This window comes from Pseudomonas sp. B21-059 (assembly GCF_026016285.1).
Lineage (GTDB): Bacteria > Pseudomonadota > Gammaproteobacteria > Pseudomonadales > Pseudomonadaceae > Aquipseudomonas > Aquipseudomonas danubii.
Genome location: NZ_CP087201.1, coordinates 3,241,212 through 3,265,796, shown reverse-complemented (window position 1 = coordinate 3,265,796; position 24,585 = coordinate 3,241,212). Strand labels below are relative to the sequence as shown.

The window sequence follows — 24,585 nt, the reverse complement described above, 5'->3', positions numbered from 1 at the left end:
GGTTCAGGCCCCCAGCAGGCTTTGTCCGCAGACGCGGACCACCTGTCCATTGATCCCGCCGGAGGCCGGATGGGCCAGCCAGGCGATGGTTTGCGCCACATCCACGGCCTGCCCGCCCTGGGACATGGAATTCATGCGCCGTCCGGCCTCGCGAATCAGCAGCGGGATCTTCGCGGTCATCTGGGTTTCGATAAAGCCCGGTGCCACCGCGTTGACCGTGATCTGCTGACGCGCCGCCAGTGGCCCCAGACTCTCCACCAGACCGATGACCCCGGCCTTGGACGTGGCGTAGTTGCTCTGCCCGAGGTTGCCGGCGATCCCGGAAATCGACGAGACACAGACGATCCGTCCCCCCGGGTTCAGGCCCTGGCCCTCCAGCAGCGCCTGGCTCAGTAGCAGCGGTGCTTCCAGGTTGACGGCCATGACCTTGCGCCAAGCGGCTTCAGTCATCTTCGCCAGGGTCTTGTCCTGGGTGATGCCGGCGTTGTGCACGACGATATCGAAAGCACCGTGCTCACCGACGAACTCCAGCAGCCGCTGCCCGGCACCAGAAGCGGTGATGTCCAGGGCCAGGGCGCTGCCCTTGAGGCCCGCTGCCGCCTGCTGCAACTCTGCCTCGACCTGGGGAATGTCCAGGCACACCACCTGAGCGCCTTCCCGGGCCAGGACCTGGGCAATGGCCAGGCCGATGCCGCGACAGGCCCCCGTGACCAGGGCTCGCCGGCCTTCCAGTGGCTGGGCCCAGTCGATGTGCCGGGGCACATCCACCGGCTCGCCGATGCGCACCACCTGACCCGAAACATAAGCCGAACGACGGGACAGGAAAAACCGCAGGCTGCTGTCCAGTTCACCTTCGGCACCGGGCTCGACATACAGCAGTTGCGCGGTAATGGCCCGGCGCAACTCCTTGCCCAGGGAACGCACGAAACCCTCCAGGGCCCGCTGCGCCACGGCCTGGGCCAGCGCCTTGCAGTGCTCCGGCGGCGTGCCCAGCACCAGCACCCGACCGTGGGCGGTCAGGCGCCGGACATTGGCGTGGAAGAAGCGGTACAGCTCATCGAGCTGGGCGATATCCGCCAGCCCGCTGGCGTCGAAGACCAGGCCCTGGACCTTCACGGTCGAGGGCGCGTTGATGCTTGCGGCCTGGGCCGCCACGGTGTCGGTGGCGGCGAAGATCCGTTGCAGCTCGCCCAGAAGGCGCCCCTCGGGCGCCGCGGCGAGGACCACCGGGTTGATCAGGTTGCCGCCCTGCCCCTCGCGCTGGCGTTGCAGCGGCAGCGGTTGTGGCAGGCCGGTCCGCTGGGCCAGCCAGCGGCCCCACCCGGAATTGACGAACGAAAGATAACCGTCAGACATAAAGAGATCCCGATCCAATCCAGTAGAGGCTCAATAGGCCGAATCGCTGGCCAGCACCGCGTCTTCGCTGCTGGCGGCACGTTTGCGTGAGGCCGGCTTGGCGCTTTGCTCGAAGTGCGCCTGACGCTGTTGCAAGGCTTCCAGCAGACCGAAGTCCTGGGGGAAGTCGTCGACCTGGATCGCGTGATCGCCGTATTCCACGTAACGACTGAGCAGCTCGTCTTCGTCCTGGCTGATCAATTGCTGTTCCAGAGCCTGGACCCGCCACACGCCGAAGGCCTCGCGGGAGATCGGCAACGGCGCCAGGGCGCCCTGCTTGATCGCCGGCTTGAGCCGGGCCTCGATCAGTTCCACTTGCGGTTGCAGGCGGAACGCCAGTTCGCCGTAGGCCAGTTTGTCGATGTCCGGTTGCGGGATGTAGGAGTCGGCCAACAGGCGGTCCCGGGTGGCGCCTGGGGTTTGCACCAGCTCGGCCACCTCGGCCAGCAAGCGGTCGCTGGGTTTGTGCTGGGGAATGCCCAGGGGGAAGCTCAGGCCACGAATAATCCGCGCAGCCGCTCTGGACGGATAGTTGTCCAGCACCTCGGCCAGGGCTTCATGGGCCCGCAGCAGGGCATCCTGTGCCGCCCAATGCACCAGCGGCAGATCGGCCTGGGGCCGGCCATCGTCTTCGAAGCGCTTCAGCACGCAGGACAGGATGTACAGCTGGGAAAGAATGTCCCCCAGGCGTCCGGTGATGCTTTCCTTGCGCTTGAGAGCACCGCCCAGCACGCCCATGGAAATGTCCGAAGCCAGGGCCAGCACCACCGACAGACGCTGGATCTGCCGGTAATAGCCAGCCAGGGCCTTGTCGGTGTTGGCCGGGGCTTTGATCAGGCGGCCGCCAGTCAGCGCATGCACCGCGGCGCGCACGGTGTTGGCGCAGACAAAGCTGATATGGCCGAACATGGCGCTGTCGAACGCTTCCAGGCCTTTGCGTCCACCATCGCGAGCGGCTTCCATTTCACGGAACACATAAGGATGGCAACGGATCAGCCCCTGGCCGTAGATGATCAGGCAGCGGGTCATGATGTTCGCGCCTTCCACGGTGATGGCAATCGGGCTTTGCTGGTAGGCCCGGGCCAGGAAGTTGTTGGGGCCCATGCAGATGCCCTTGCCGGCGACGATGTCCATGCCGTCGTTGACGATGGCCCGGGCGCGTTCGGTGACGTGGTATTTGGCAATCGCCGAGATCACCGAAGGTTTCTCGCCGGCATCCAGGGACGCCACCGAAACCTTGCGCACCGCATCGCAGGCATACAGGTGCCCGGCCATGCGCGCCAACGGCGCCTGAACGCCTTCGAACTTGCCAATGGGCAGGCCGAACTGCTTGCGCATCGCCGCATAGGCCGTGGTGCCGCGTACTGCCACCTTGCCCAGGCCGACGTTGGCCGACGGCAGGGAAATCGCCCGCCCGGCCGCCAGGCACTCCATCAGCATGCGCCAGCCGTTGCCCACTTGAGCGCCACCGCCAATCACCCATTCCAGGGGAATGAACACATCCTTGCCGGTGGTCGGGCCGTTCTGGAACACCGCGTTCAGCGGCCAGTGGCGACGCCCGGTATTGACCCCCGGATGGGTGGTGGGAATCAGTGCGCAGGTAATCCCCAGGCTGCCCTTGCTACCCAGCAGGCCGTCCGGATCTTCGGCGCGAAAGGCCAGGCCCAGCACCGTGGCGATGGGGCCCAGGGTGATGTAGCGCTTGTCCCAGGTGACGCGAAAGCCCAGGACTTCCTGGCCTTCGAACTGGCCCTTGCACACCACCCCGACGTCGGGAATCGCCCCGGCGTCGGAACCGGCATAGGGGCTGGTCAGGGCAAAGCACGGAATGTCTTCGCCACGGGCCAGGCGCGGCAGGTAATGCTGGCGCTGGGCCTCGGTGCCGTAGTGCAGCAATAGCTCGGCCGGGCCCAGGGAGTTGGGCACCATCACCGAGATCGCCGCCGCCGAGCAGCGGGTGGAGAGTTTCATCACCACTTGGGAATGGGCGTAATGGGAGAAGCCTTTGCCGCCGTATTGCTTGGGAATGATCATCCCCAGGAAACCCGCGTCCTTGGTGTATTGCCAGGCCTTGGGCGACAGGTCCTGCCAGATCTGGGTGGTCTCCCAGTCGTTGGCCATGTTGCACAGGGTTTCCACTTCGTTGTCCATGAACGCCTGCTCTTCGGCGCTCAGGCTGGCCGGGGCGGCCTGCAGCAGGCGTGGCCAGTCGGGCTTGCCGCTGAACAGCTCGGCGTCCCACCAGACCGTGCCGGATTCGATGGCGGCGCGCTCGGTGTCGGACATGGCCGGCATGATCTTGCGGAACATGGCCAGGGCCTTGCGGGTGAACAAGGCGCGGCGCAGGGGCTTGATGCTCAGCAGCGCGGCCGGCGCCAGCACCAGCAGCACGCCGAGGGTCAGTCCCAGGGTGCCCACCAGATTGAACAGATAACCTGCCGCCAGCCACACCAGGCCGCTGCCCAGCCACAGGGCCGCGGCGGCCTGGCGATAGGCCAGTGCACAGGCTGCGGCGAGTCCCACCAATAACCAGACAATCATGGAATACCTCTCTTGTTCTAACGAGACAACCACTGGGAGCCCGGGCGTTGTGCCGGCCCCTCGACGATCACCCTACAAAGGAAAGAAGCATGTTTCAAATTTTATTTTTAAATATTGTTTTGAGTGTTTTCGGCAACGCATAACGGCTGAACGATGTCAGCCAAAGGTTGGAAAAGCAGGCAGGTCGAGACGGGTCCTGAGGTGACCCGTCCAGCCAACGACAGTCGCACAATCCCTTGGTACTGCCGTTATCTCAAGGCATGGATGAAGCGCGAGGCCTCAGAAGTGATAGGTCGCGGAGAGACTCACCACTTCGCCCTTGGAGTCGACTTTGCCGTCGATGGTGGAACCGCCAAGACGGTCAACGTTGACGGTCTTGAGCTTGGCCTCTTTGACGAACTGCCGGGAATAGGCGCCGTCGATGGTCAGCCCGGGAATGGCCTTGATGTCATAGCCAAAACCGATGGAAGTGAACCAGCGATCGTTATCCGGAATCCGTGGGTCACGGGTCGAATTGCGAGTCGGGGTCTGGTCGAAGGCCACACCAGCGCGCAGGGTCAGCTCATCGGTGAAGCGATAGTCGCCACCCAGGGAGTACATCATCGAGTCCTTGTAGTTGTAAGGAATCGCCACCAAGGTGTTGCCATCAGACTTCAGCGTCAGGTCCTTGAACGACGACCACTGGGTCCAGAGCAGACTGGCACCCATGGTGAAGCGATCATTGAACACGTGGACCCAGTCCAGGCCGGCGGTAGCCGGAATGTCCAGTTGAGTACTGGCGTTGGCACCATCGGGGTTTAGCTTGAGGCCCGGATAAGCCAGTTCGGTCAGGGTTTCACCGTTGGGACCGGCCGGCTGGGTCATGAAATTGCGGCCCAGGGCGTCGGCGCGAATGTTGTACTTGCCCTCCATCTTGTTCTTGATCTTGGCGTGATAGTTCAGGCCCAGGGTGTCCTGCTCGGTGGGTTTCCAGGTGATGCCGGTGAACCAGCCGACCGAAGTGTTATCGACCTTGACCCGCATCAGGTTGGAGCCAATGCCCGAGGGCGCTCCAGGAAGCACCGACATGCCCGCCGAACCACTGACGTTGAGGTTCTGGCTGACGAAGCCCTTGCTGTGCTGCACGATGACCCCGGCACCGATGGAGAAATCCTCACGGACCTTGAACGACAGGGCCCCGGTCAGGCCGACAGTCTCAATCTTGGTATCCACGGCGAAGTCACGACCTTTCCAGCCTTCGTCCCAGGTGCTGCGCATGCCCAAGGGCACGACCTGGCTGAGGCCAAAAGCAAAGCGATCGTTGATCGGCATCACCATGAAACCGGTGGGCAACCAGGCGGTGAAACCACCCTCCCCGCCATCGCCGGTCAGGGGCATCGCCGCGCCGCTGGGAGCGCCGGTGTCATCCACGGGAGTGATGGAGGCCGGATTCCCCTGATAGTCGTTGACGTTGCCTTTGAACTTCATCTTGATCCGCGCGTAATCCACGGTCATCTGTGCCACGTTGTGATCGATGAACGCCATGGCTGCCGGGTTGTTGTACGCAGCACTGGGATCATTCTTGAACAGCGAACCACCACCAAACGCCCGACCCCAGCCTGGAGCGCCATAGGTCGGAGTTGAGAAACCACCCGCCTGCACCGACCCGGAACCAATCAGGCCACCCAGCACCGCCAGGCCAATAGCGGCCTGGATCTTGTGTTTCTTATTATTCATGCCCCACTCCTTATTATTATCGACCGCGATCGGCCACCACCGATCCAGGGCGTTGCAACAGGCGCCTCAAACGAGGCGCCTGTTTTTTCAGCAAGTGATCAACAGGCTGAAGTCAGATCAACTTCAAGGGGTTACGGTGAAGGCTGGGTTCGGCTTGACGCTCAACGCCGTGATTTTGCAACTGCCGACGGATTGCGCCGAAGGAATGCTCAGGGTGTTGGTGGCGTTGTTCCAGGTGGCGTTGATGGTCACCGGCGTGCTGCTGCAGTTGGAGAGGATCTTGAAGTTGACCCCGGTCACGGTGCCTGCGGTAGCGCTGGAGGCGGTCAGGGTCCAAGGCAGGTTCAGCAGAACCGGCACGCCGCACAGCGAGTTGCTACCGCTGACGGTGGCGCCGGTGATCGAGGCATTGGAGCCGTTGGCCGCCACGGTACCGGTGAAGTTGATGTTGCAATTGACTGGAATCCCAAACGATGCCGGCGAAGACACCGAGATGGTGCCCGGTGCCGAGAAGGACGCACCGGCAGGTGCAATGGTGGCAGCGTTGGCCATCGACGCGGCGCCCAGGCAGATGGCGAAAGAAGCTACGGATACCAGAGTCTTGATGCTTTGCATTGTTGTTTTCCTCAAGATTTAGGCAACAGGCAGTTGCCAGGGGGTTATCAGCCTCGCCAGGGTGTCGATGACGCCATCGGCTCTCCAGTTCGACCGAATTCGGTGCTGGAGCACGCTATGGCGATACCGACCGGGCTTGAGCTGCCGGCGCTTTCGGACTACTTGATCGCAAGTTCATCAGCGTCCCTCCATGGAATCTGTCGTGACTCAGGGCGCAACCCGGAACGTGGGCGGCATCTGGATCGATACGGTCTTGATGGTGCAGCCGCCCTCAAGGCTGACCTGGGTCGCCTCCAGCTTGCCGGTGCGGTTGTTCCAACTGCCTTCGGCGGTGCTCGGCCCGCAATCGCCGCCCACCAGGGGGGCGTGTACGGTGACCTGGATGCCGGACATGGCGCCGCTGGTTTCATCCTTGGCAATCAGCTTCCAGGGCAGGTGCGTGGCTTCCACCTGGCCACACTTGAGGCCGCCGCTGAAGTCGACTTTCTCGACGCTGGCGAAGCTGCCGTCGGGGCTGACCTTGCCGCTGACCTGGATGGTGCAGTCGGCATTGATGATGCTTTTGGCGAAGCTGATGGGCCCCTTGGCGGTGAACTCGGTGTTGGCCGGCTCGATGCGCGCCGCATCGGCAGCGCCCATCAGTGACACACCCAGCATGACCACGAACAGACGGGCAGCGAGCAGAGGTGAAATAGACATCCGTGACTTCCTTACAGTTGCTTATTGTTGTTGTCGGTCAACGTGTTCAAGGACTTCTGTATTCGGGGCTCACCCTCAAGCAGGCAAACGCAGGCGGTTCACGGGCACTTGAAGGGGTGAGCGGTCCAACTAAAGAGCGGTGTCTCAATCGGTGTCGGTGAAGCCGTATTGCTTGAGCAGTTCGGCACGCTTGGCCGGATGCAGGTTGGCCAACCGCACATCCCCCGAGTAATGGGCCAGGACCCGGTGGTCCATCAGTCGCCGCCAAAGCGCCGGCACATAGGCCCAGACGATCATGGTGGCGTAGCCATAGGGCAGTTGCGGGGACTCGTCGAAGTGGCGCAAGGCCTGGTAGGAACGGGTCGGGTTGGCATGGTGGTCAGAGTGACGCTGCAGCTGGAACAGGAAGATGTTGGTGACGATGCGGTTGCTGTTCCAGGAATGACGCGGCGAGCAGCGCTCATACCGGCCGTTGGGCTGTTTCTGCCGCAGCAGACCGTAGTGCTCGACGTAGTTCACTACTTCCAGCAGGGAGAAACCGTAGATGCCCTGGATCACCAGGAAGGGAATCACCGCCGCGCCGAGCCAGGCGATCAGCACGCCCCAGAGCACCACGCTGTACAGCCAGGCACTGAGCACGCCGTTCTTCCAGTGCAGGGTCGGCAGCCCGAGCTTGTGCAGGCGCTCGCTTTCCAGGTGCCAGGCCGAGCGCAGGCTGAACCACACAGTACGCGGCAGGAAGCTCCAGAAGGATTCGCCAAGACGAGAGCTGGCGGGATCTTCAGGGGTTGCCACGCGCACGTGGTGACCACGGTTGTGTTCGACGAAGAAGTGCCCGTAGAAAGTCGAGGCCAGGGCCAGCTTGGCCAGGAACTTGGACATCCCGCGGTTCTTGTGCCCCAGCTCATGGGCGATGTTGATGGCGATGCCGGTGGCGGCACCGGTGGACATGGCCATGCCCAGGTAAGTGAACCAGCCGACGCTGCCATGCAGTTGCGCACGTTCGGTCAGGAAGGCCGCGAAGCTCGCCAGGCTGCCCTGCAGGTGCAGCTGTTCACTAAGCTGCAACAAGCCACCGGCCATGATCCAGTCGACCCCCTTGATGGCCATCCAGGCGGTGACTACCAGGGACACCACCGAGAGCACGGCGCAGCTGTAGACGATGAAACGGTAGTAGGGTTGTTTTTCCAGATCGGGAACCGCGGATTCCGGCGGGTTGCTGGCGTCCTCTCCGAGCAGGCCGTCAATCAGGGGAATCAGGCCGAAGATCACCACCACCCCGCTCCACCAGAACACCTGGACACCGGTGGTCAGTGCGAACAGGCCTGCGAGCAAAGGGGTGATCATCGGCAAGGTGCCCAGCCACCAGAGGTGACGCTTGCCATCGGTCCAGACGCCGGGTGCCGCCACGGAAACAGTCATGGCAGCCTCCGCAGGATGGCCGTCGGCAGGGATGCCATAGAGGACAGCGCGACGGCGCTGTAGGGAGCGTGAACAGATGAAAAAACAAAAGCGTGAAATGGCGTTATTTTCATTATTTTAATCGCTCAATTGCACTTTCAAAAAAAACATTCAAAACATTTTTTTAAAAAAATAGCTCGGGTTCGTTAGCTCGTCAACTATTTTCTCGGCCTGTTTTGAATGTCGCCCGTGAAGCCTTTACAGCTGCTGCCAGAGTCGTTGCGCGACGATCGCAATCGCCCCTAGCCTGCTCGGGATGCCGCGAACGGCGGGCGCAGCACGGTGGCGCTGCGCTGTGGTACGGCTTGTGCAGCAATGTGCTCGACCATGGCCACCACTCGCTCGACGGCGCTGATGGGCAGCATGTGCCCCCGACCTGGAACGATCTCAAGTTGCAACCCCGGCACCTTGCCCACCATGGCCTCGCCATGCCGGCGGTAATTGAGTATCGAGTCCGCCGAACCATAGATCAGCCCCACCGGCAGCTTCAGGCTGGGGTAGCGCTTGACCATGCCCGGCAAGGCGCGATTGACCACCGCGATCTCGCTGGAGGCGTTATAGAAGTTGTCCGAACGCATCCCCAACAAGCCGCCGCCACGCTCGGCAAAGTCCTCGGGCACCGGGTCCGGGGCGAATATCGCCTTCACCAGACCGCGACGACCGAGCATCGCCATGGGCGCCGCCAGGGTCAGGGACATCCAGCGACGCAGGAAGGCCGGACGTACTCCCAGGGACAGGAACACCCAGGGCAGCATGCGTTGCGGATGAGTCAAGGGCGCCACCAGGATCAGCCCGGACACCGATTGCGGATGATCCAGCGCCAAAGACAGGGCCACGGCGCCGCCCAGGGAATGCCCGAGTACCAGCGGCTGCCCCAGGTCCAGTGTGCGAATGAACTTGGCCACCAGGCTGGCCTGGGCCGGCAGGTCCGCCGCCGCACCGCGGGCCCGAGTGGAATAGCCTGAGCCGGGGCGGTCGAGGGTGATCACCCGGAACCGTTCGCGCAGTTGCGGCGCCAGGGAATGGGTCAGGTTGCGACCGCAGCCGGACAGGCCATGGATCATCAGCAGTGCCGGGCCGCGGCCCTCGTCGGTGTAGTGCAGGCGTTCACCGCCGACTTCGAGAAAGCGCCCGTTGATCGGCACCTGACGTTCGATCCTGCGGTTGATATGCAAGCTCACCACCCAAAGCACCGCGCTGACCGCCAGAAATACCGCCGCCGCTACCAGCCACTGCATAACCCGTCCCCCCAGCTTCCCTGCGCCTCGCTGCAGGACCAGGATGATCCGCCGCAGTGGCTGTCGCCTTGGCCCGGTACTGCCTGTGGCGTCTCATCCCAGGTCCGGATGAGCCCTGCAAGATCCACAAGCGAATGGCGTAGGTGACTTTTTCAGGTGATTTATTTAAATTAATTTTTAAAACATTATTTTAATTTGTGCAATCCTGAGGTTTCACTCACCGACGAAAGTCACCCCAAGCGTCACCACAATCGAGGTACACACCATGAATGCGTACTCGCCACCCAACGACCCCGAGGTCGTTGACATCGCCATCATCGGCGCCGGTTTCGCCGGGCTGTGCATGGCGATCAAGCTCAAGCAAGCCGGGCTGCAAGACTTCCTGGTCGCCGAACAAGCCGCGTCCCTGGGGGGCACCTGGCGTGACAATCACTACCCCGGCTGCGCCTGCGACGTGCAATCCCACGTTTACTCCTTTTCCTTCGCACCCAACCCCAACTGGACCCGGCAGTTCGCGCCCCAGGCGGAAATCCGCGAGTACCTGGAGAACTGCGCCAGGGACTTCGCCCTGGCGCCCTTTCTGCACTTCAACATGGGCCTGGAGCAGGCGGTCTTCGATGAGGTTTCAGAGCGCTGGCAACTGAGGTTCAGCAATGGCCGCAAGGTCAGCGCGCGGGTGCTGGTGTCCGGCATGGGCGGTCTGTCGCGTCCGGCGATCCCGCAGATTCCCGGCCTGGACACCTTCACCGGCAAGCGCTTTCACTCCCAGCAGTGGGACCATCGCTACTCCCTGCAAGGCAAGCGCGTGGCGGTGATAGGCACGGGCGCCAGTGCCATTCAGTTCGTCCCGAAAATCGCTCCCCGGGTGGCGCAGCTCAAGCTGTTCCAGCGCACCCCGCCGTGGATCATGCCCAAGCCCGACCGCCAGCTCAGCGCGGCGGAACGCTGGGCCTTCAAGCACCTGCCCTTCACCCAGCGGCTGGTGCGCTCGGCGCTGTACTGGGCCCTGGAAAGCCGGGTGATCGCCTTCGCCCGTCGGCCGAAACTGATGAAAGTGGTACAGCGCGTGGCCCTGCGGCACCTGCGAAAGCAAGTCGCCGATCCGCTCCTGCGCCAACGCCTGACGCCCGACTACACCATCGGCTGCAAGCGCATACTGATTTCCAACGACTACTACCCGGCCCTCTCCCGAGGCAATGTGGGGGTCATCAGCGATGCCATCCAGCGCATCGACAGCGATGCCGTGATCACCGCCGACGGCACCCGCCACCCGGTGGACTGCATCATCTTCGGCACCGGCTTCCAGGCCACCGACCCGATTCCCCAGGGCCTGCTCTTCGGCCGTCGGGGCCAGGACCTGATGGACGCCTGGTCCAGGGGCGCCCATGCCTACCTCGGCACCTGCCTGCCGGGCTTTCCCAACTTGTTCATGATCGTCGGCCCCAACACCGGTCTTGGGCACAACTCGATGATCCTGATGATCGAGGCTCAGGTGGACTACATCCTCAAGGCCCTGGAACGGATGCGCCTGGACGGCATCGCCAGCCTGGAGGTCAAGCCCCAGGTCGAGAGCCAGTACAACCAGCGTCTGCAACAGCGCCTGGCCGGGGCCATCTGGTCCACCGGCGGTTGCCGCAGCTGGTACCTGGACCCCCGCAGCGGCCAGAACACCACCCTCTGGCCCGGCTCTACCTGGAGCTTCAGGAAGACCGTGCAGCACTTCCAGCTCCAGGACTACCTGACCACTCACCTGCTCCACCCCGGGACTGCCGCCACGCCGGCCGCAGCGCGCCCGTTGAACCTGCAAGAGGCTGCCATCGATGAAAAATTTTAACGGTAAAGTCGCGGCCATCACCGGCGCCGCCTCCGGCATGGGTCGTGCCCTGGCCATTGCCCTGGCCCGCGAGGGTTGCCACCTGGCCCTGGCCGACAAGAACCCCCAGGGACTGGCGCAGACCGTGACCCAGGCCCGGGCCGCGACCTTGCTGCCATTGCGCATCAGCAGCCAGGAACTGGACGTCGGCGACCGCCAAGCGATGTTCGCCTGGGCCGCCGCCAGCGCCGCCGAACACGGGCAGATCAACCTGATCTTTAACAATGCCGGCGTGGCCCTGTCCAGCACCGTGGAAGGTTCGAGCCTGGCGGACCTGGAGTGGATCGTCGACGTCAATTTCTGGGGCGTGGTCCACGGCACCCAGGCCTTCCTGCCCTACCTCAAGCAATCCGGCGACGGCCATATCATCAACACCTCCAGCGTCTTCGGCCTGTTCTCCCAACCGGGCATGAGCGGCTACAACGCCACCAAGTTCGCCGTACGCGGCTTTACCGAATCCCTGCGCCAGGAGCTGGACCTGCAAGGCAACGGCGTCTCCGCCACTTGCGTGCACCCGGGCGGCATCCGTACCGACATCGCCCGCAGCAGCCGCATCAGCGACAACGTCAAGGGCTTCCTGATCGACAACGAACAGCAGGCCCGGGATGACTTCGAAAAGCTCTTCATCACCGGCGCCGAAACCGCCGCCAAGGTGATCCTGCACGGGGTGCGCAAAAACAAGCGCCGGGTGCTGATCGGCCGCGACGCGCACTTCCTCGATCTGCTGGTGCGCCTGCTGCCCGGCGCCTATCAGGCCCTGGTGGTGTGGATCAGCCGGCGCATGGCGCCCAAGCCGGGCCAGGAACGGCCGGCAGTCTACGAGGCCCAGGACGAGCGCGGCCTGTAGCGCCGCGTACCCATTTCATGTCTAGAGGAGCGCCAGCCATGCTGCCCATCCGCCGCGACATCCAGGTCGAACTACCTGCCGAACGTGCCTGCGACTGGCACGAACAAGGCAGCCACGTGAGCCACTTCTTCAATGCCCTGTCCCTGCTGTTTCCTGCCGGCGAGCTGTTCTTCATGGACAGCGTGCGCCACTACCGCGAGCAGATTCACGACCCCGAGCTCAAGCGCGAGATCCAGGGCTTCATCGGCCAGGAAGCCATGCACAGCCGCGAGCACGTGCGCTACAACGACTTGCTGCAGGACGCCGGGCTGCCGGCCCATTTGCTGGATCGACGGCTGCGGATGATCCTCGACTTCCAGAAAAAGCACTTCCCTGCGGCCTTCAACCTGGCCATCACCGTAGCCCTGGAACACTACACGGCGATCCTTGCCGACCTGCTGCTGCGCGACCCCAGCCGTTTCGGCGATTCGGTGGAAGGCTATCGGCAGATGTGGCTGTGGCACGCCCTGGAAGAAACCGAACACAAATCGGTGTCCTACGACGTCTTCAACACCGTGCTCAAGCCCGGGCCCAAGCGCTACCTGATCCGCACCGGGACCATGCTCTTCACCACCCTGACCTTCTGGCTGGTGGTGTTCGACTTCCATGTGCGGATGCTCATCGCCGACCGCCGTCGCGGTGGTCACTGGCGCGGCCTGTGGCAGGTGATCAAGTACCTCTACGGTCCCAAGGGCGTGTTCCCGCGCATCGCCCTGCCCTGGCTGCAATTCTTCAAGCCGGGCTTCCATCCCTGGGACCACGACAACCGCGAGCAGCTGCAACGCATCGACGGCCTGGTGCAAGAGATCGAACGCACCCGCGCCGCCGTGGCGGCCAAGTGAGCGGCCAAGTGGGCAGCCATGACACGCTGCGCCAGCGGCGTGCCATGAGCGCCTGCACGCACGCCAGGGGCTGCTAACCTGCAGCGCACCCTTTGTGCTGCGAGCGCGCGCCATGATCCTGATCCTGCTGCCCCACGCCGACTACGATCCCACTGAAAGCAGCCTGCCCTGGCAGGCCGCCAGGGACGCTGGCTTTGACGCGCAATTCGCCACGCCCCTGGGGTTCCCGGCCTACGCCGACTCGCGCCTGGTGAGCCTGGGCTTCGGTCCGCTCAATCCGCTGTTGATGACCCCGGCCGCCGACCTTGAGCACTACCACAGCATGACCCGCGACCCGGCGTTTCTCAGCCCCCTGAACTATGCCGACGTCGATCCGCAAGCCTTCGAGGGCCTGCTGATTCCGGGCGGGCATGCCCGGGGCATGCGCAGCCTGCTGGAGTCCGCGGATGTGAGGCGAATCATTCTGTCGTTCTTCAAGGCCGACAAACCCGTGGCCGCGGTGTGTCACGGCCCACTCGCGCTGGCCCGCTGCATCGACCCCGACAGCGGGCGCTCGGTGCTCTACGGGCGCAAGGTCACCGCCCTGCTCGCAGGACCCATGGAACTGGCGGCCTGGATCGTCACCGCGCCATGGCTGGGGCGTTATTACCGCACCTACGACCACAGCGTCGAGCAAGAGATCAAGCAGGTACTGGCCAGCCCGGCGGATTTTCTTTCCGGGCCCTGGCTGCCGCGCCGGGATTCAGCGCAGCACCCCGAGCGCGGCTTTTTGGTGCGCGACCGCAACCTGCTGACCGCGCGTTGGCCGGGGGACTGTCACCGCTTCGCCAATGAATGGGTCGCTCTGCTGCAACAGGCCCGTCAGGCCCAGGTTCAGCCGGAGCAGAGCAGCGCTGACCCGGCTTGAAGGCGTGGCGGCACGCACGACTGTCTCCATGACCTGTTCGCCGACAAGCCGGCGCCTGCGGGAGAGGGAGCCGGATCAGGCATGGGACCAGCGTCGGTGCAGGCCACGGGCAAGGGCGTCGAGGGCAAACCCGAGCACGCCGATCAGCAGCACCATGGCCATCAGTTCCGAGTAGGCCAGGCGGTCCCGGGTGTCGAGGATGAAGTAGCCCAGGCCGGCGCTGACACCGAGCATTTCGCAGGGCACCAGGACGATCCAGAGAATGCCGATGGACAGTCGCACCCCGGTCAGGACATGCCCCACCACCCCGGGCAAGATCACCTTGCGCAAGGTTTCCCAGCGGGTGGCGCTGAGGCTGCGGCTCAGTTGCAGCCAGCGCGGGTCCAGTTGACGCACACCGGCCGCGGTGTTGAGCAGGATCGGCCACAGGGCGGCAAACGCCAGGAGGAAGTAGATCGGTTGGTCCCCTACCCCCATCAGCATCACCACCACGGGCATCCAGGACAGCGGCGAGATCATCCGCAAGAACTGGAACGCCGGGGTGGTCGCCGCCTCCAGGTGCCGATAACTGCCCACCAGCAGGCCCAGGGGCACGCCGATCAGCAAGGCCAGGAGCAGCCCTACCAAGATGCGCTTGAGGCTCACCAACACATGCTCATACAGCTCGCCGCGCCCCAGCAGTTCCACCAGGCTAGCGAAGGTCGCCTCGGGGGAGAAACGCGCCGCCAGGCCATTGCCGCCTCCCAGCAGGTGCACCCCCAGCCACCAGCCCAGCAGCAGGCTCAGCAGCCCCGCCAGGCCCAGGACCCAATGGCTCAGGGAGGAAGGTTGCTTGCCCATCAAAGACCAAACTCCTCGCTGCGTTCGAAGCTGTCCGCCAGGCCGAAGGCCTTGAGCCCGCCCACCGCGGCGATGGCGTTGCGCACAAAGCGATCGTCCACCAGGTCCTGGGCGGTGTGCGCCGGGTCGAGGTTGGCGAGAAAGCCCTTGTCGCCCTCGATCAGGGTGTCCTTGAGGCGCTTGACCAACTCCTCGGTGTAACTGGGAAACGGATACGGCTGGAAGTCGATGCGCGACTCGTCCCAGTGGCTGTGCTGGATCGCGCCGCTGGCCAGATAAGCCTCACGGTCGCTGGCCGCTGGCGCCAGCACTCGATTGAGCACCTGGGGCGCATGGGGCGTGTAGCGATTGCTGCCGTCCTTGGACAGCAACTGCGCAGCCTCGGCGCGGTGGTCCCGGGTCCAGAGCTGGGCCTTGACGATGGCGTTGACCACTTTCTGCGACCACTCGGGGCGGTTGTTCAGGTCGTGCTCATGCATGAACACCACGCAGCAGGCGTGATTGCGCCAGACATCCCCGGTAAAGCGCTGTACCCGCCCCACCTTGAGCTCTTCGGCCAGGGCGTTGAAGGGCTCGGCGACGATGTAGCCGGCAATGCGCTGGCTGGCCAGGGCCGGCGGCATGTCCGATGGCGGCAGCACCAGCAGGTTGACCTCGTTGGCGCCCAGGGCGCTGCCGGCGGCCTTGCTCACCGGCACCAGGCCGTTGTCGCGAAACAGTTGCTGCACCACCACGTTGTGGATCGAGTACCAGAACGGAATCGCCACCGACTTTCCCGCCAGTTGCTTGATCTCGGTAATGCCTGGGGCCACGGTCAGGCCGGAGCCGCCGACATGGTTCCAGGCCACCACCTTGGCCGGCACCCGGCTGCCGTAGCGGGCCCAGACGGTCATCGGCGACAGCAGGTGAATGACATTGACCTGCCCGGAAATGAACGCCTCGATCACCTGCGCCCAGCTGCGCAGCAGCACCGGGCGTTCGGCCTTGATGCCCTCGGCCTCGAACAGGCCGTTGTTGTGGGCCACCAGCAACGGCGTGGCGTCGGTGATCGGCAGGTAGCCGATGCGCACTGGCGCATCCGGCTCCTGGGCGGCGCGGGCGTGCAAGCTGTTGAGCAGCGGCAAGGCGCCGCCGGCGGTCAGCAGCGCGCTGAGTTTGAGGAAGTCACGACGCGTGTGGGTGAAGTCGTCCAGGCACATGGTCAATCTCCGACGGTGCAGGCAATGGGGAATTAAGGGGGTTGCGGCTCGCCCGCCGAAGGGTTTTGAGAATCTCGATACGCAAGGCGCCCAGTTCCTCGATCCGTTCGGCACGGGGCGCCGGCAGGTCGATGTGCCACTGGCCGAGGGTGCGCGCCGGGCTGTTACCCAGTAGCAGCACCCGATCGGACAACAGCAGGGCTTCGTCGATGTCGTGGGTGATCAGCAGCGCGGCCGTGCGGTGCTGGCCGATCACCTTGAGCAGCAGTTGCTGCATGTCGGCCCGGGTCACCTCGTCCAGGGCGCCGAAGGGTTCGTCCAACAGCAAGACTTGCGGCTGCCGGGCCAGGCAGCGGGCCAGGGCCGTGCGCTGGGCCATGCCGCCGGAGAGCTGGGCCGGGTACTGCCGACGGGCATGGTCCAGGCCAACGGCGGCGATGGCGTGGTCGATACGGGCCTGACGCTGCGTCTGGCTCAAGTGCGGCTGGCGGGCAAAATCCAGGCCGAAGGCGACGTTGTGCTCCAGGGTCAGCCAGGGCAACAGGCTGGGGTCCTGGAAGGCCACCGCGACCCGAGGATGAGGACCGCTGAGCACCTCGCCCAACAGGCTGACCTGTCCCTTGTGGGGCTGCTGCAGGCCGGCCAGGACCCGCAACAGGCTGGACTTGCCGACCCCGCTGGGGCCGAGGATGGACACCACTTCGCCGGCTTGCAGTTGCAGCTCGAAGTCTTCCAGCACCGCGTGCCAGCCCTCGGCCCCGGGATAGCCCAGGCTGATGTTCTGCGCATTCAACAACGCGCTCATGCTGCGTTACGCGCCTGGCGCTGCAGTTCGGCACGCAATTGCACCAGGCTTGGCGTGACGATGGGCACAAAGGCCGACTCGCGCCAGCGCCGAGCAAAGCCGCTGCCGAATTCATTGAGGTAGGCCTTGCCACCGCTGGCCTGCAACTCCAGTTGCACGGCGTTGGCAGTGGCCTCGGCCAAGGCGATGCGCACCCGGAACAGCGCTGCGGGCTGGGTCAGGAAACGCCCGTCGAGCAGACCCTCCTTGAGCTCGGCAACGGTCTGTTCCAGGTGCTGGCGCTGCTCGTGCAACGGCTCCATGAGAATCGAGCGGGCGCCCTGGACATGGCTTTCCACTTCCCTGAGGGCCCGGCGTGCCAGGCCGATGGCCAGGGCACATTGCAGACCGAGAAAGGCCGGGCGCACGGCCGGCAGGAAGACTCGGGCGTCCTCGTGCAGCAGCCAGTCTCGCGGAACCTGCACCTGACTCAAGTCCAGGGCCGCGGTGTTGCTCGATTGCAGGCCCATCAGTTGCAGATCGTCGGAGCGCTGCAGCCCCGGCAAGGCATCGGGGATCGCCAGGATAAAGGGCGCACCGCCCTCCTCGTGCTCGATGGCCGCCGCCACCACAAAACCGCTCTTGCGCAGGTTGGTGACCCAGTGCAGGCGGCCGTTGAGGCTCCAGCCCTGGCCCTGGTCCCGGGCCTTGACTTGCAGCGCCTCGATCCCGGACAGGAATTTCATGGCGTTGGACAGCCCGGTGGCCCCGGCCAGCTCGCCACTGAGCAACGAGGGCAGCAAGCGCTCGCGCAGCGCCTGGTTGGGACTGTGCAGCAGGTATTCGATAAAGGCCCGCTGGCCCCAGAACACGAAGGCGGCCGCCAGGGAGTGACTGGCCACCGCGGCCATGACTTCCAGAGCATCGGTCAGGTCGCCGCCGCTGCCCCCCAGTTCCTGGTCGATGCCGACCCGCAGCACGTCGGCTCCGGCGAGGCGAGCGAGTACCTGCTGGGGATCGCAGTGACCCTGGTCCAGCGCCTGGGCCTGGGCATCCAGCCATTCACTCAAGTGCGCACTGAGCATGTGGTTTTCTCCTTGAAGGGGGCGCCGTTGGATAACCGGCGCCTTGAATCATTGACCTTGGGCCGACCAGCGATACTGGGCCAGCTCGGGGTTCAGTTCGGTCCCGGCGAACACGTTGGCAAAATTGCACAGGGTCGCCAGGCTGATGCCCAGGATCACCTCCAGGGCGTTGCCCTCGCTGTACCCTGCGGCCTTGAACTGGGCGTAGCCCTGGTCGCTGACCTTGCCCCGGGTGGCGATCACTTCCCGAGCGAAGGCCGCCAGGGCTTCCAGACGGGCCTCGGGCAAGCTGCTCTGCTCACGCAGGGCGCTGACCACCGGGTCCGGGAGTTTGGCCTTGTTCAGGGCCACCGCGGTATGACCTGCGACACAGAAATCGCAGCCATGGGTGGTAGCGGCGATCAACTGCACCACTTCCCGCTCCGCCAGGCTCAGATCAGCCTTGGCGTTGAGGCCCGAGACCGTGACGTAGGTCTCCAGGGCGGCCGGGGCGTTGGCCAGGATGCCCAGCAGGTTGGGAATGTAGCCGGAATTTTTCAGGGCATTTTCAAGAAATGGCCGGGCGGCTTCTGGGGCGCTGTGCAAGGTGTGTAGAGTGACGCGGGACATGGAGTGGACTCCTGGTATGTAGGTGTGCGTCAAGTCTGTTGGTTATAAGAATTCCGATCCATATTCTAAAGTAGCGATTACTTGCTCCTGAGTGTTTCCCTTAGATGATTTCATCAAGCCCCTTGGTTGATTGGTTATTAGAAGGCCTGGAACTGGATGCCAGCCTGTTTCATGTCGGGCGTTACTGCGGTGGCTGGCACGCCAGCACCCAGGGGCTGGCCCGGGCCAGTTTCCACCTGATCGTCCAGGGCCATTGCTGGCTGCACATCGATGGCGTGCCCGAGGCGCTGCGCCTGGACGCCGGGGATGCGGTGTTTCTGCTACAGGACCTGGGCTATCGACTGTCCAGCGCCCAGCAGTCCGCAGTGGCGCAACAACTGCCGCGCATGGCCATGACGGCCCTGGATTCCAGCGCCCAGGATGGCGTGGGCCTGGTCTGCGGCTTCTTCCACTTCAAGTCGGGATTGTCTTCGCTGATCATCGACTGCTTGCCGGGCTGGCTGATCCTGCGGGCCGGCGATCCGTCCCTCAGCGCCGCCCGTGCGCTGTTCCAACTGATTCTCGACGAGTGCCAGCGCACCCCGGCACCGTCCTCGGCCTTGCTGGAGCGTCTCAGCCACCTGCTGTTCCTCTATGTGCTGCGCCAACAGGTCAGCGACAACCAGGACCTCGGCGGCCTCGTGGCCCTGGCTCGGCACCCGGGATTCGCCCCGCTGCTGGAACAGTTGATCCAGCAACCCGGCCAGCCCTGGCCCCTGGAAAGCATGGCGGCCCTGACCGGGCTGTCGCGTTCGGCGTTCTTCAAGCGTTTCAATGAACTGGCCGGGCAGTCCCCGGGGCAGGTGCTGCTGGCCCTGCGCATGCGCCATGCCTGCCAATTGCTCAAGGCCAACCAGACCGTGGAGCAGGCAGCGGCGAGCGTGGGTTATCAATCCATCGCCGCCTTCACCCGGGCCTTCACCAAGGCCGTGGGCCTGCAGCCCGGGGCCTATCGCAAGCAGCATGAAGGGCGCTGAGTGGCACCCGCACAGGGTTTAACGGCGGTGCGCCAGGGAGCGCACCAGCCTGTCGCCGCCGCTCTGTACTCCCTGCACCAGCAACACCAGGACCAGCACCGTGGCCACCATGATCTGGTTGTTGAAACGCTGATAGCCGTAGCGGATCGCCAGGTCGCCCAGGCCGCCGCCCCCGATGACCCCGGCCATGGAGGAGAAGCCGATCAGCATCACCAGGGTCAGGGTCAGCCCCGCCAGCAGTGCCGGCAAGGCCTCCGGCAGCAGCGCCTTGAAGATCACATGGCCGATATGCCCGCCCATGGCCAGGATCGCTTCGATCCGGCCCTTGTCCACCTCATCCAGGGCGTTCTCGACGATCCGTGCAAAAAATGGAAAGGCGCCGATGGTGATGGGCACCACCGCTGCGGTGCTGCCCAGGGTGGTGCCTACCACCAGCCGGGTCAGGGGAATCAAGGCGATCAGCAGCACCACAAAGGGCAAGGAACGTCCCAGGTTGACCAGGGTGCCCAGCAGTCGATTGATCCGCGGCATGGGGCGCAGGCCGCCCTTGCGGCTGACGAACAGCAGCACGCCCAGAGGCAAGCCGATCAGCACCGTGAACAGCGAGGCCAGGAGCACCATGTACAGGGTCTCGCCGGTGGCGTTTATCAGCAGTTGCGCCAGTTCCTGCCAATCAATAGTGCGGTTCACAGGCGTTCACTCCGGATGCCTCGCTGGGCCAGGGCCGTCAGCAGTTGCTGGAATTTTCCGACGTCGGCACCCGCGGCAGCGATGCGCAGGCGCCCTACCCGCCGGCCGCCCACCGACTCGACACCACCGGCCAGCACCTTGAGTTCCAGCGCCTGCTGGCGACTCAGTTGCGCAAGCAGCGGCGCGGCACGCTGGTTGTCGAAAAATGTCAGCTCGGCCTCGGGCTGGCTGCCGTTGAACGGCAGGTTGTAGCCCGGCAGCAAGGCGCGACCCAGGGCCGATTGCGGGTCTGCAAGCAGTTGTGCAATCGCACCGCACTCCAGCAACCGGCCCTGGGCCAGGGAAGCGGCATGGCTGCAGATGGATTTGACCACCTCCAATTCGTGGGTGATCAGCACGATGGTCAGCCCCAGCTCGCGGTTGATTTGCGCCAGCAGTTGCAGGATCGAGGCGGTGGTTTCCGGGTCCAGGGCGCTGGTGGCTTCATCCGAGAGCAGATAACGGGGACCGGCGGCCAGGGCGCGGGCAATGCCTACCCGCTGCTTCTGGCCACCGGACAGTTGGGAAGGAAAGGCCTGGGCCTTGTCGCTCAGCCCTACCAGATCCAACAGTTCCAGGACCCGGGCTTGTCGCTGCGGTTTGCCCAGGCCGGCGATTTCCAGGGGCACGGCGACGTTGTCCTGCACCGTGCGTGAATGCAGCAGGTTGAAGCCCTGGAAGATCATGCCGATGCCCTGGCGCTGCCTGCGCAGCTGGCCTTCGGACAGCGTGCCGAGGTCCTGGCCATCGATCAGGATGCGCCCGCTGCTGGGGCGCTCCAGCAGGTTCAGGCAGCGCAACAGGGTCGACTTGCCGGCACCGCTGCGGCCGAGAATGCCGTAGACCGCGCCGTCGGGAACCGTCAGTGACACCCGATCCAGGGCCGGCGGCTGGCCTTCGCCATAGACCTTGCTGACCTGCTCCACCTGGATCATGGCTGGCGGTCCGCGGCCGGGATCACCGAACCCTTGTAGGACTCGGTGATGTACTTGGCCACTTCAGGAGAACGCAGGTCCTTGGCCAGCTGCCGGATGCGTGGGTCGTCCTGCAGTTGGGGGGTGGTCACCAGGATATTGGCGTAGGGATTGTGTTCGGCCTGTTCCAGCCCCAGGGCATCCTTGGCTGGCACCAGGCCCGCTTCCAGGGCGTAGTTGCCGTTGATCACCGCCAGGTCGACATCCTCCAGGGCCCGGGGAATCTGCGGTGATTCGATTTCCAGAATCTTCAACTGCCTGGGGTTGTCGGCGATGTCCTTGGGGGTGGCCTGGTCACGGGCCGGATCGCTGAAGCCGGGCTTGAGGCGGATCAGCTGGTAACTCTGCAACAGGTACAGGGCACGGCTCAGGTTGGTGACATTGTTGGGCACCGCCACTGTGCCGCCCTGTGGTACCTGATCGAAGCTCTTGTGCCGCTGGGAGTAGATGCCCAGGGGTTCGATGTGCACGCTGGCGGCCACCGCGAACGGCTGGCCCAGGGCCTGCTCCTGGGACTTGAGATAAGGCAGGTGCTGGAAGTAGTTGGCGTCCACATCGCCGTGGGCCAGCAACTCATTGGAGTTCACGCCGTTGGGAATCTCGATGATCTGCAACGCCAGTTGCGGGTCGAGCTTCTGCACATAAGCGAGGATCTGCGCGTGGGGCACCGGGTCTGCCGCGACCCGCAACGGCTGCGCGGCAACCGCCGGCAGAAAGTGACCCAGGCCGGCCAGCAGCGCCAGGGCAAACAGGTTCTTGTTCAACATGGTTATGTCCTTGGGTCGGCGAATCGGGGTCAGGCACTCAGGGCCTTGGGGACCAGGGCATCGGGGTAGAAGCGCTGGGCGACATCGGGGTGGGAGCGCAGGCGGCCCTTGAGGTAGTTCCAGCCCACTTCACGAAACAATGGGTTGTCCGGATCGCTGGCCGGGCCCCGGGCTTCCTGCAACAGGGCTGCGGGCAAGGGGTATAGCGGCACTCGGGCGTCCAGTTGGGCGCCGAGGAAAAAGGCAATCGACAAGCGATCGCGGTCCGCCGGTGGCGAGAGCACCCGGTGCACCGTGGCCCGCAGGTAGCCGTGGGTGGCCAGTTCCAGCAGCTCGCCGATGTTCACCACCAGGGTGTTGTCCCTGGGGAGTGCGTCGATCCAGCGGCCCTCTTGCACTTCCACCTGCAGACCGGCCTGCTGGTCCTGCAGCAAAAAGCTGAGGAATCCGGAATCCTTGTGGGCGCCTACGCCCTGGTTGCTTTGTCCCGGGGCGCGGCCGGGATAGCGGATCAGCTTGATATGTTCATTGGGCCGCTCGCCGTACAAGGGATCGAAAGCATGCTCCGGCAATGACAGGGCCTGGGCAAAACCTCGCAGCAGGCGCAGCGACATGCCGGTCATTGCCTGCTGCCACTCCAACAACAGGGGCTTGAAGTGCGGCAACTGTGCCGGCCACTGATTGGGCCCTTGCAGGCGAGCCCAGGGTGGACTTTGCGGGTCCAGCGGCAAGGCTTGGCGCTCGGCACCAAGGTCGAACTGCTCGCGCAGGTCCGGCTGGCCTCGGGTAATCTCCGAGGCCGCACGGTTGTAGCCGCGAAAATGCGGCGAGTGGATCATGCCCACCGCCGCCTTGTCGGCGTCGGGCAAGGCAAAGAAGGCCCGGGCCTGATCCTGCACCCGACGCAGCAGGCCACTGTCGATGCCGTGCCCGGTGAGGTAGAAGAACCCGACGTCCCGCGCCGCCTGGCGCAGGCTCTGGAGAAAGGCCTGGCGCTGCTCCGGGCGCCCCTCCAACTGGCTCAGGTCGAGCACGGGTAACGCGGTGATATCCAGCGAGTGCGGCATGTTTCACTCCCCTGTTAATTGACGACGTCCGAGGTGCGTGTCTCAGAGCTTGGCGATGGACACTTCAGTGGACTTCACGAAGGCGATCACTTCACTGCCGATCTTCAGTTCCAGGTCGCGCACCGAGCGGGTGGTGATCACCGAGGTGACAATGCCCGAAGCGGTCTGCACGTCGATTTCCGAAACCACCTGGCCTTCGTGGATCTCCTTGATCACGCCTTTGAACTGGTTGCGTACGTTGATCGCTTGAATGGTCATGCTGAAAATTCCTCTGCTGGCACCGGACTCTGGAATTGAGCGGCTGGTGACAAACATGCACCTTTAGCCAAAGCCTTCAAAGGAATAAATAATTAGAATTTTATGCATTTTAGGAATATATGATTTCCACCCTCGCCCTGGGCTTGGCGGGCCTTGACCGCCGCCCATGGCTTTGTTTCCCTGTGCCCTCCCCATCCGACTCGCTACAGATCCCAGGAGGCAGCATGCGCACGCTCGAGCTCGCGGATACCCAGGTTCCGGTCATTGGCCAGGGCACTTGGCGCATGGGGGAGGATCGCCGGCAGCGGGATCAGGAAATCGCCGCGCTGCGCAGCGGAATCGAGCTGGGCATGACCCTGATCGACACCGCGGAGATGTACGGCGAAGGCGGCGCCGAGGAGGTGGTCGGCCAGGCCATTGCCGGGCGCCGCGATCAGGTGTTCCTGGTGAGCAAGGTGTATCCCCACAATGCCAGTCGCAAGGGCCTGCCTTTGGCCTGCGAACGCAGCCTGCAACGCCTGGGTACCGAGGTCATCGACCTGTACCTGCTGCACTGGCGCGGACAGTATCCGCTGGCGGAAACCGTCGAAGCCTTCGAACGGCTGCGCGAAGCCGGCAAAATTCGCCGTTGGGGGGTCTCCAACTTCGACGTGGCTGACCTGGAGGAACTGGACGCACCGGCCTGCGCCACCAATCAAGTGCTGTACAACCTGGAGTCGCGGGGTATCGAGTTCGACCTGTTGCCCGCCTGCCAACACCGACGGATGCCGCTTATGGCCTATTGCCCGATCGGCCAGGGCGGCGCCTTGCTGGCCAAACCGGTATTGCAGCAGATTGCCCGGAACCACGGGGTTACCTCAGCCCAGGTAGCCCTGGCCTGGTTACTGCGCCAGGACCAGGTGCTGGTGATTCCCAAGGCAGTGCGCCCGGCGCACCTGCGGCTCAACGCCCAGGCCGGTGAACTGCAACTGGAACCCCAGGACCTGCAAGCCCTGGATCAAGTGTTTACTCCGCCCCGGCGTAAACAGCACCTGGAGATGGTCTGAAACCGCTGTAACGGAATAAGAAACTCTCGATTTCAGGA

The 24,585-nt window shown here is 64.2% G+C and carries 23 protein-coding genes; 6 read left to right on the top strand and 17 right to left on the bottom strand.

Going from position 1 to position 24,585, the window contains the following annotated elements; all coding sequences use genetic code 11:
* Positions 1-3: 3 nt before the first annotated feature.
* The 7 genes from LOY69_RS14785 to LOY69_RS14755 form a co-directional block, all read right to left on the bottom strand.
* Positions 4-1,356 carry a 3-oxoacyl-ACP reductase gene (locus LOY69_RS14785; protein WP_102879416.1) on the bottom strand — a complete coding sequence of 451 codons (1,353 nt, stop codon included), beginning with the start codon at positions 1,354-1,356 and terminating at the stop codon, positions 4-6.
* A 30-nt stretch (positions 1,357-1,386) separates the two neighbouring features.
* Positions 1,387-3,936 carry an acyl-CoA dehydrogenase gene (locus LOY69_RS14780; RefSeq protein WP_265074834.1) on the bottom strand — a complete coding sequence of 850 codons (2,550 nt, stop codon included), beginning with the start codon at positions 3,934-3,936 and terminating at the stop codon, positions 1,387-1,389.
* Positions 3,937-4,215: 279 nt separating this feature from the next.
* Positions 4,216-5,652, bottom strand: a complete 1,437-nt coding sequence (locus LOY69_RS14775; RefSeq protein ID WP_102865102.1) for an outer membrane protein transport protein — start codon at positions 5,650-5,652, stop codon at positions 4,216-4,218.
* A gap of 123 nt (positions 5,653-5,775) precedes the next feature.
* The gene (gene praB, locus LOY69_RS14770) at positions 5,776-6,267 is read right to left on the bottom strand and encodes an alkane oxidation protein activator PraB (protein WP_102879418.1); all 492 of its coding nucleotides are present in this window, start codon (positions 6,265-6,267) and stop codon (positions 5,776-5,778) included.
* Positions 6,268-6,474: 207 nt separating this feature from the next.
* A complete protein-coding gene (gene praA / locus LOY69_RS14765; RefSeq protein WP_102865104.1) occupies positions 6,475-6,966 on the bottom strand; it encodes an alkane oxidation protein activator PraA in 492 nt (163 codons plus the stop codon).
* Positions 6,967-7,110: 144 nt separating this feature from the next.
* Positions 7,111-8,388: an alkane 1-monooxygenase gene (locus LOY69_RS14760; RefSeq protein WP_102879419.1), complete on the bottom strand. Its 1,278-nt coding sequence runs from the start codon at positions 8,386-8,388 to the stop codon at positions 7,111-7,113.
* Positions 8,389-8,669: 281 nt separating this feature from the next.
* On the bottom strand, positions 8,670-9,665 hold the full coding sequence (locus LOY69_RS14755) for an alpha/beta fold hydrolase (protein WP_265074833.1): 996 nt from the start codon (positions 9,663-9,665) through the stop codon (positions 8,670-8,672).
* Between the two features lie 265 nt (positions 9,666-9,930).
* On the opposite strand from LOY69_RS14755, the gene LOY69_RS14750 reads away from it, so the two are divergent.
* The 4 genes from LOY69_RS14750 (at position 9,931) to LOY69_RS14735 (ending at position 14,173) form a co-directional block, all read left to right on the top strand.
* Entirely contained in the window at positions 9,931-11,499 is a 1,569-nt protein-coding gene (locus LOY69_RS14750) for a flavin-containing monooxygenase (RefSeq protein WP_102879421.1), read from the top strand.
* A complete protein-coding gene (locus tag LOY69_RS14745; protein ID WP_102865108.1) occupies positions 11,486-12,385 on the top strand; it encodes an SDR family NAD(P)-dependent oxidoreductase in 900 nt (299 codons plus the stop codon). The genes LOY69_RS14750 and LOY69_RS14745 overlap by 14 nt, the downstream gene beginning before the upstream one ends.
* Before the next feature lie 38 nt (positions 12,386-12,423).
* A complete protein-coding gene (locus LOY69_RS14740) occupies positions 12,424-13,266 on the top strand; it encodes a metal-dependent hydrolase (RefSeq protein WP_123390953.1) in 843 nt (280 codons plus the stop codon).
* Between the two features lie 112 nt (positions 13,267-13,378).
* Entirely contained in the window at positions 13,379-14,173 is a 795-nt protein-coding gene (locus LOY69_RS14735) for a type 1 glutamine amidotransferase domain-containing protein (protein ID WP_265074832.1), read from the top strand.
* A 75-nt stretch (positions 14,174-14,248) separates the two neighbouring features.
* On the opposite strand, the gene LOY69_RS14730 is transcribed toward LOY69_RS14735, so the two are convergent.
* From LOY69_RS14730 to LOY69_RS14710, 5 genes are read right to left on the bottom strand one after another with little or no spacing between them, the layout of a single operon-like run.
* Positions 14,249-15,013 carry an ABC transporter permease gene (locus LOY69_RS14730; protein ID WP_102865111.1) on the bottom strand — a complete coding sequence of 255 codons (765 nt, stop codon included), beginning with the start codon at positions 15,011-15,013 and terminating at the stop codon, positions 14,249-14,251.
* Positions 15,013-16,212 carry an ABC transporter substrate-binding protein gene (locus LOY69_RS14725; protein ID WP_102879425.1) on the bottom strand — a complete coding sequence of 400 codons (1,200 nt, stop codon included), beginning with the start codon at positions 16,210-16,212 and terminating at the stop codon, positions 15,013-15,015. The genes LOY69_RS14730 and LOY69_RS14725 overlap by 1 nt, the downstream gene beginning before the upstream one ends.
* Positions 16,178-17,017, bottom strand: coding sequence for an ABC transporter ATP-binding protein (locus LOY69_RS14720; protein WP_265074831.1), 840 nt, complete (start codon positions 17,015-17,017; stop codon positions 16,178-16,180). Before LOY69_RS14720 ends, LOY69_RS14725 begins: the two co-directional genes overlap by 35 nt.
* On the bottom strand, positions 17,014-18,081 hold the full coding sequence (locus LOY69_RS14715) for an acyl-CoA dehydrogenase family protein (protein ID WP_265074830.1): 1,068 nt from the start codon (positions 18,079-18,081) through the stop codon (positions 17,014-17,016). The genes LOY69_RS14720 and LOY69_RS14715 overlap by 4 nt, the downstream gene beginning before the upstream one ends.
* 48 nt (positions 18,082-18,129) lie before the next feature.
* Positions 18,130-18,690: a carboxymuconolactone decarboxylase family protein gene (locus tag LOY69_RS14710; protein WP_253084825.1), complete on the bottom strand. Its 561-nt coding sequence runs from the start codon at positions 18,688-18,690 to the stop codon at positions 18,130-18,132.
* A 104-nt stretch (positions 18,691-18,794) separates the two neighbouring features.
* Between LOY69_RS14710 and LOY69_RS14705 the strand changes: the two genes are divergently transcribed.
* Positions 18,795-19,706 (top strand): AraC family transcriptional regulator, encoded by a 912-nt coding sequence (locus LOY69_RS14705; RefSeq protein WP_265074829.1) that lies wholly within the window; start codon positions 18,795-18,797, stop codon positions 19,704-19,706.
* 18 nt (positions 19,707-19,724) lie between these two features.
* On the opposite strand, the gene LOY69_RS14700 is transcribed toward LOY69_RS14705, so the two are convergent.
* From LOY69_RS14700 to LOY69_RS14680, 5 genes are read right to left on the bottom strand one after another with little or no spacing between them, the layout of a single operon-like run.
* Positions 19,725-20,396 (bottom strand): methionine ABC transporter permease, encoded by a 672-nt coding sequence (locus tag LOY69_RS14700; protein WP_110595623.1) that lies wholly within the window; start codon positions 20,394-20,396, stop codon positions 19,725-19,727.
* On the bottom strand, positions 20,393-21,370 hold the full coding sequence (locus LOY69_RS14695; protein ID WP_265074828.1) for a methionine ABC transporter ATP-binding protein: 978 nt from the start codon (positions 21,368-21,370) through the stop codon (positions 20,393-20,395). Before LOY69_RS14695 ends, LOY69_RS14700 begins: the two co-directional genes overlap by 4 nt.
* The gene (locus tag LOY69_RS14690) at positions 21,367-22,176 is read right to left on the bottom strand and encodes a MetQ/NlpA family ABC transporter substrate-binding protein (RefSeq protein WP_110651619.1); all 810 of its coding nucleotides are present in this window, start codon (positions 22,174-22,176) and stop codon (positions 21,367-21,369) included. Before LOY69_RS14690 ends, LOY69_RS14695 begins: the two co-directional genes overlap by 4 nt.
* A gap of 29 nt (positions 22,177-22,205) precedes the next feature.
* Positions 22,206-23,243, bottom strand: coding sequence for an isopenicillin N synthase family dioxygenase (locus tag LOY69_RS14685; protein ID WP_102879433.1), 1,038 nt, complete (start codon positions 23,241-23,243; stop codon positions 22,206-22,208).
* Positions 23,244-23,285: 42 nt separating this feature from the next.
* Entirely contained in the window at positions 23,286-23,501 is a 216-nt protein-coding gene (locus LOY69_RS14680) for a TOBE domain-containing protein (protein ID WP_102865121.1), read from the bottom strand.
* Between the two features lie 224 nt (positions 23,502-23,725).
* Between LOY69_RS14680 and LOY69_RS14675 the strand changes: the two genes are divergently transcribed.
* Positions 23,726-24,547 carry an aldo/keto reductase gene (locus LOY69_RS14675; RefSeq protein WP_110651615.1) on the top strand — a complete coding sequence of 274 codons (822 nt, stop codon included), beginning with the start codon at positions 23,726-23,728 and terminating at the stop codon, positions 24,545-24,547.
* The last annotated feature ends 38 nt before the right edge of the window (positions 24,548-24,585 follow it).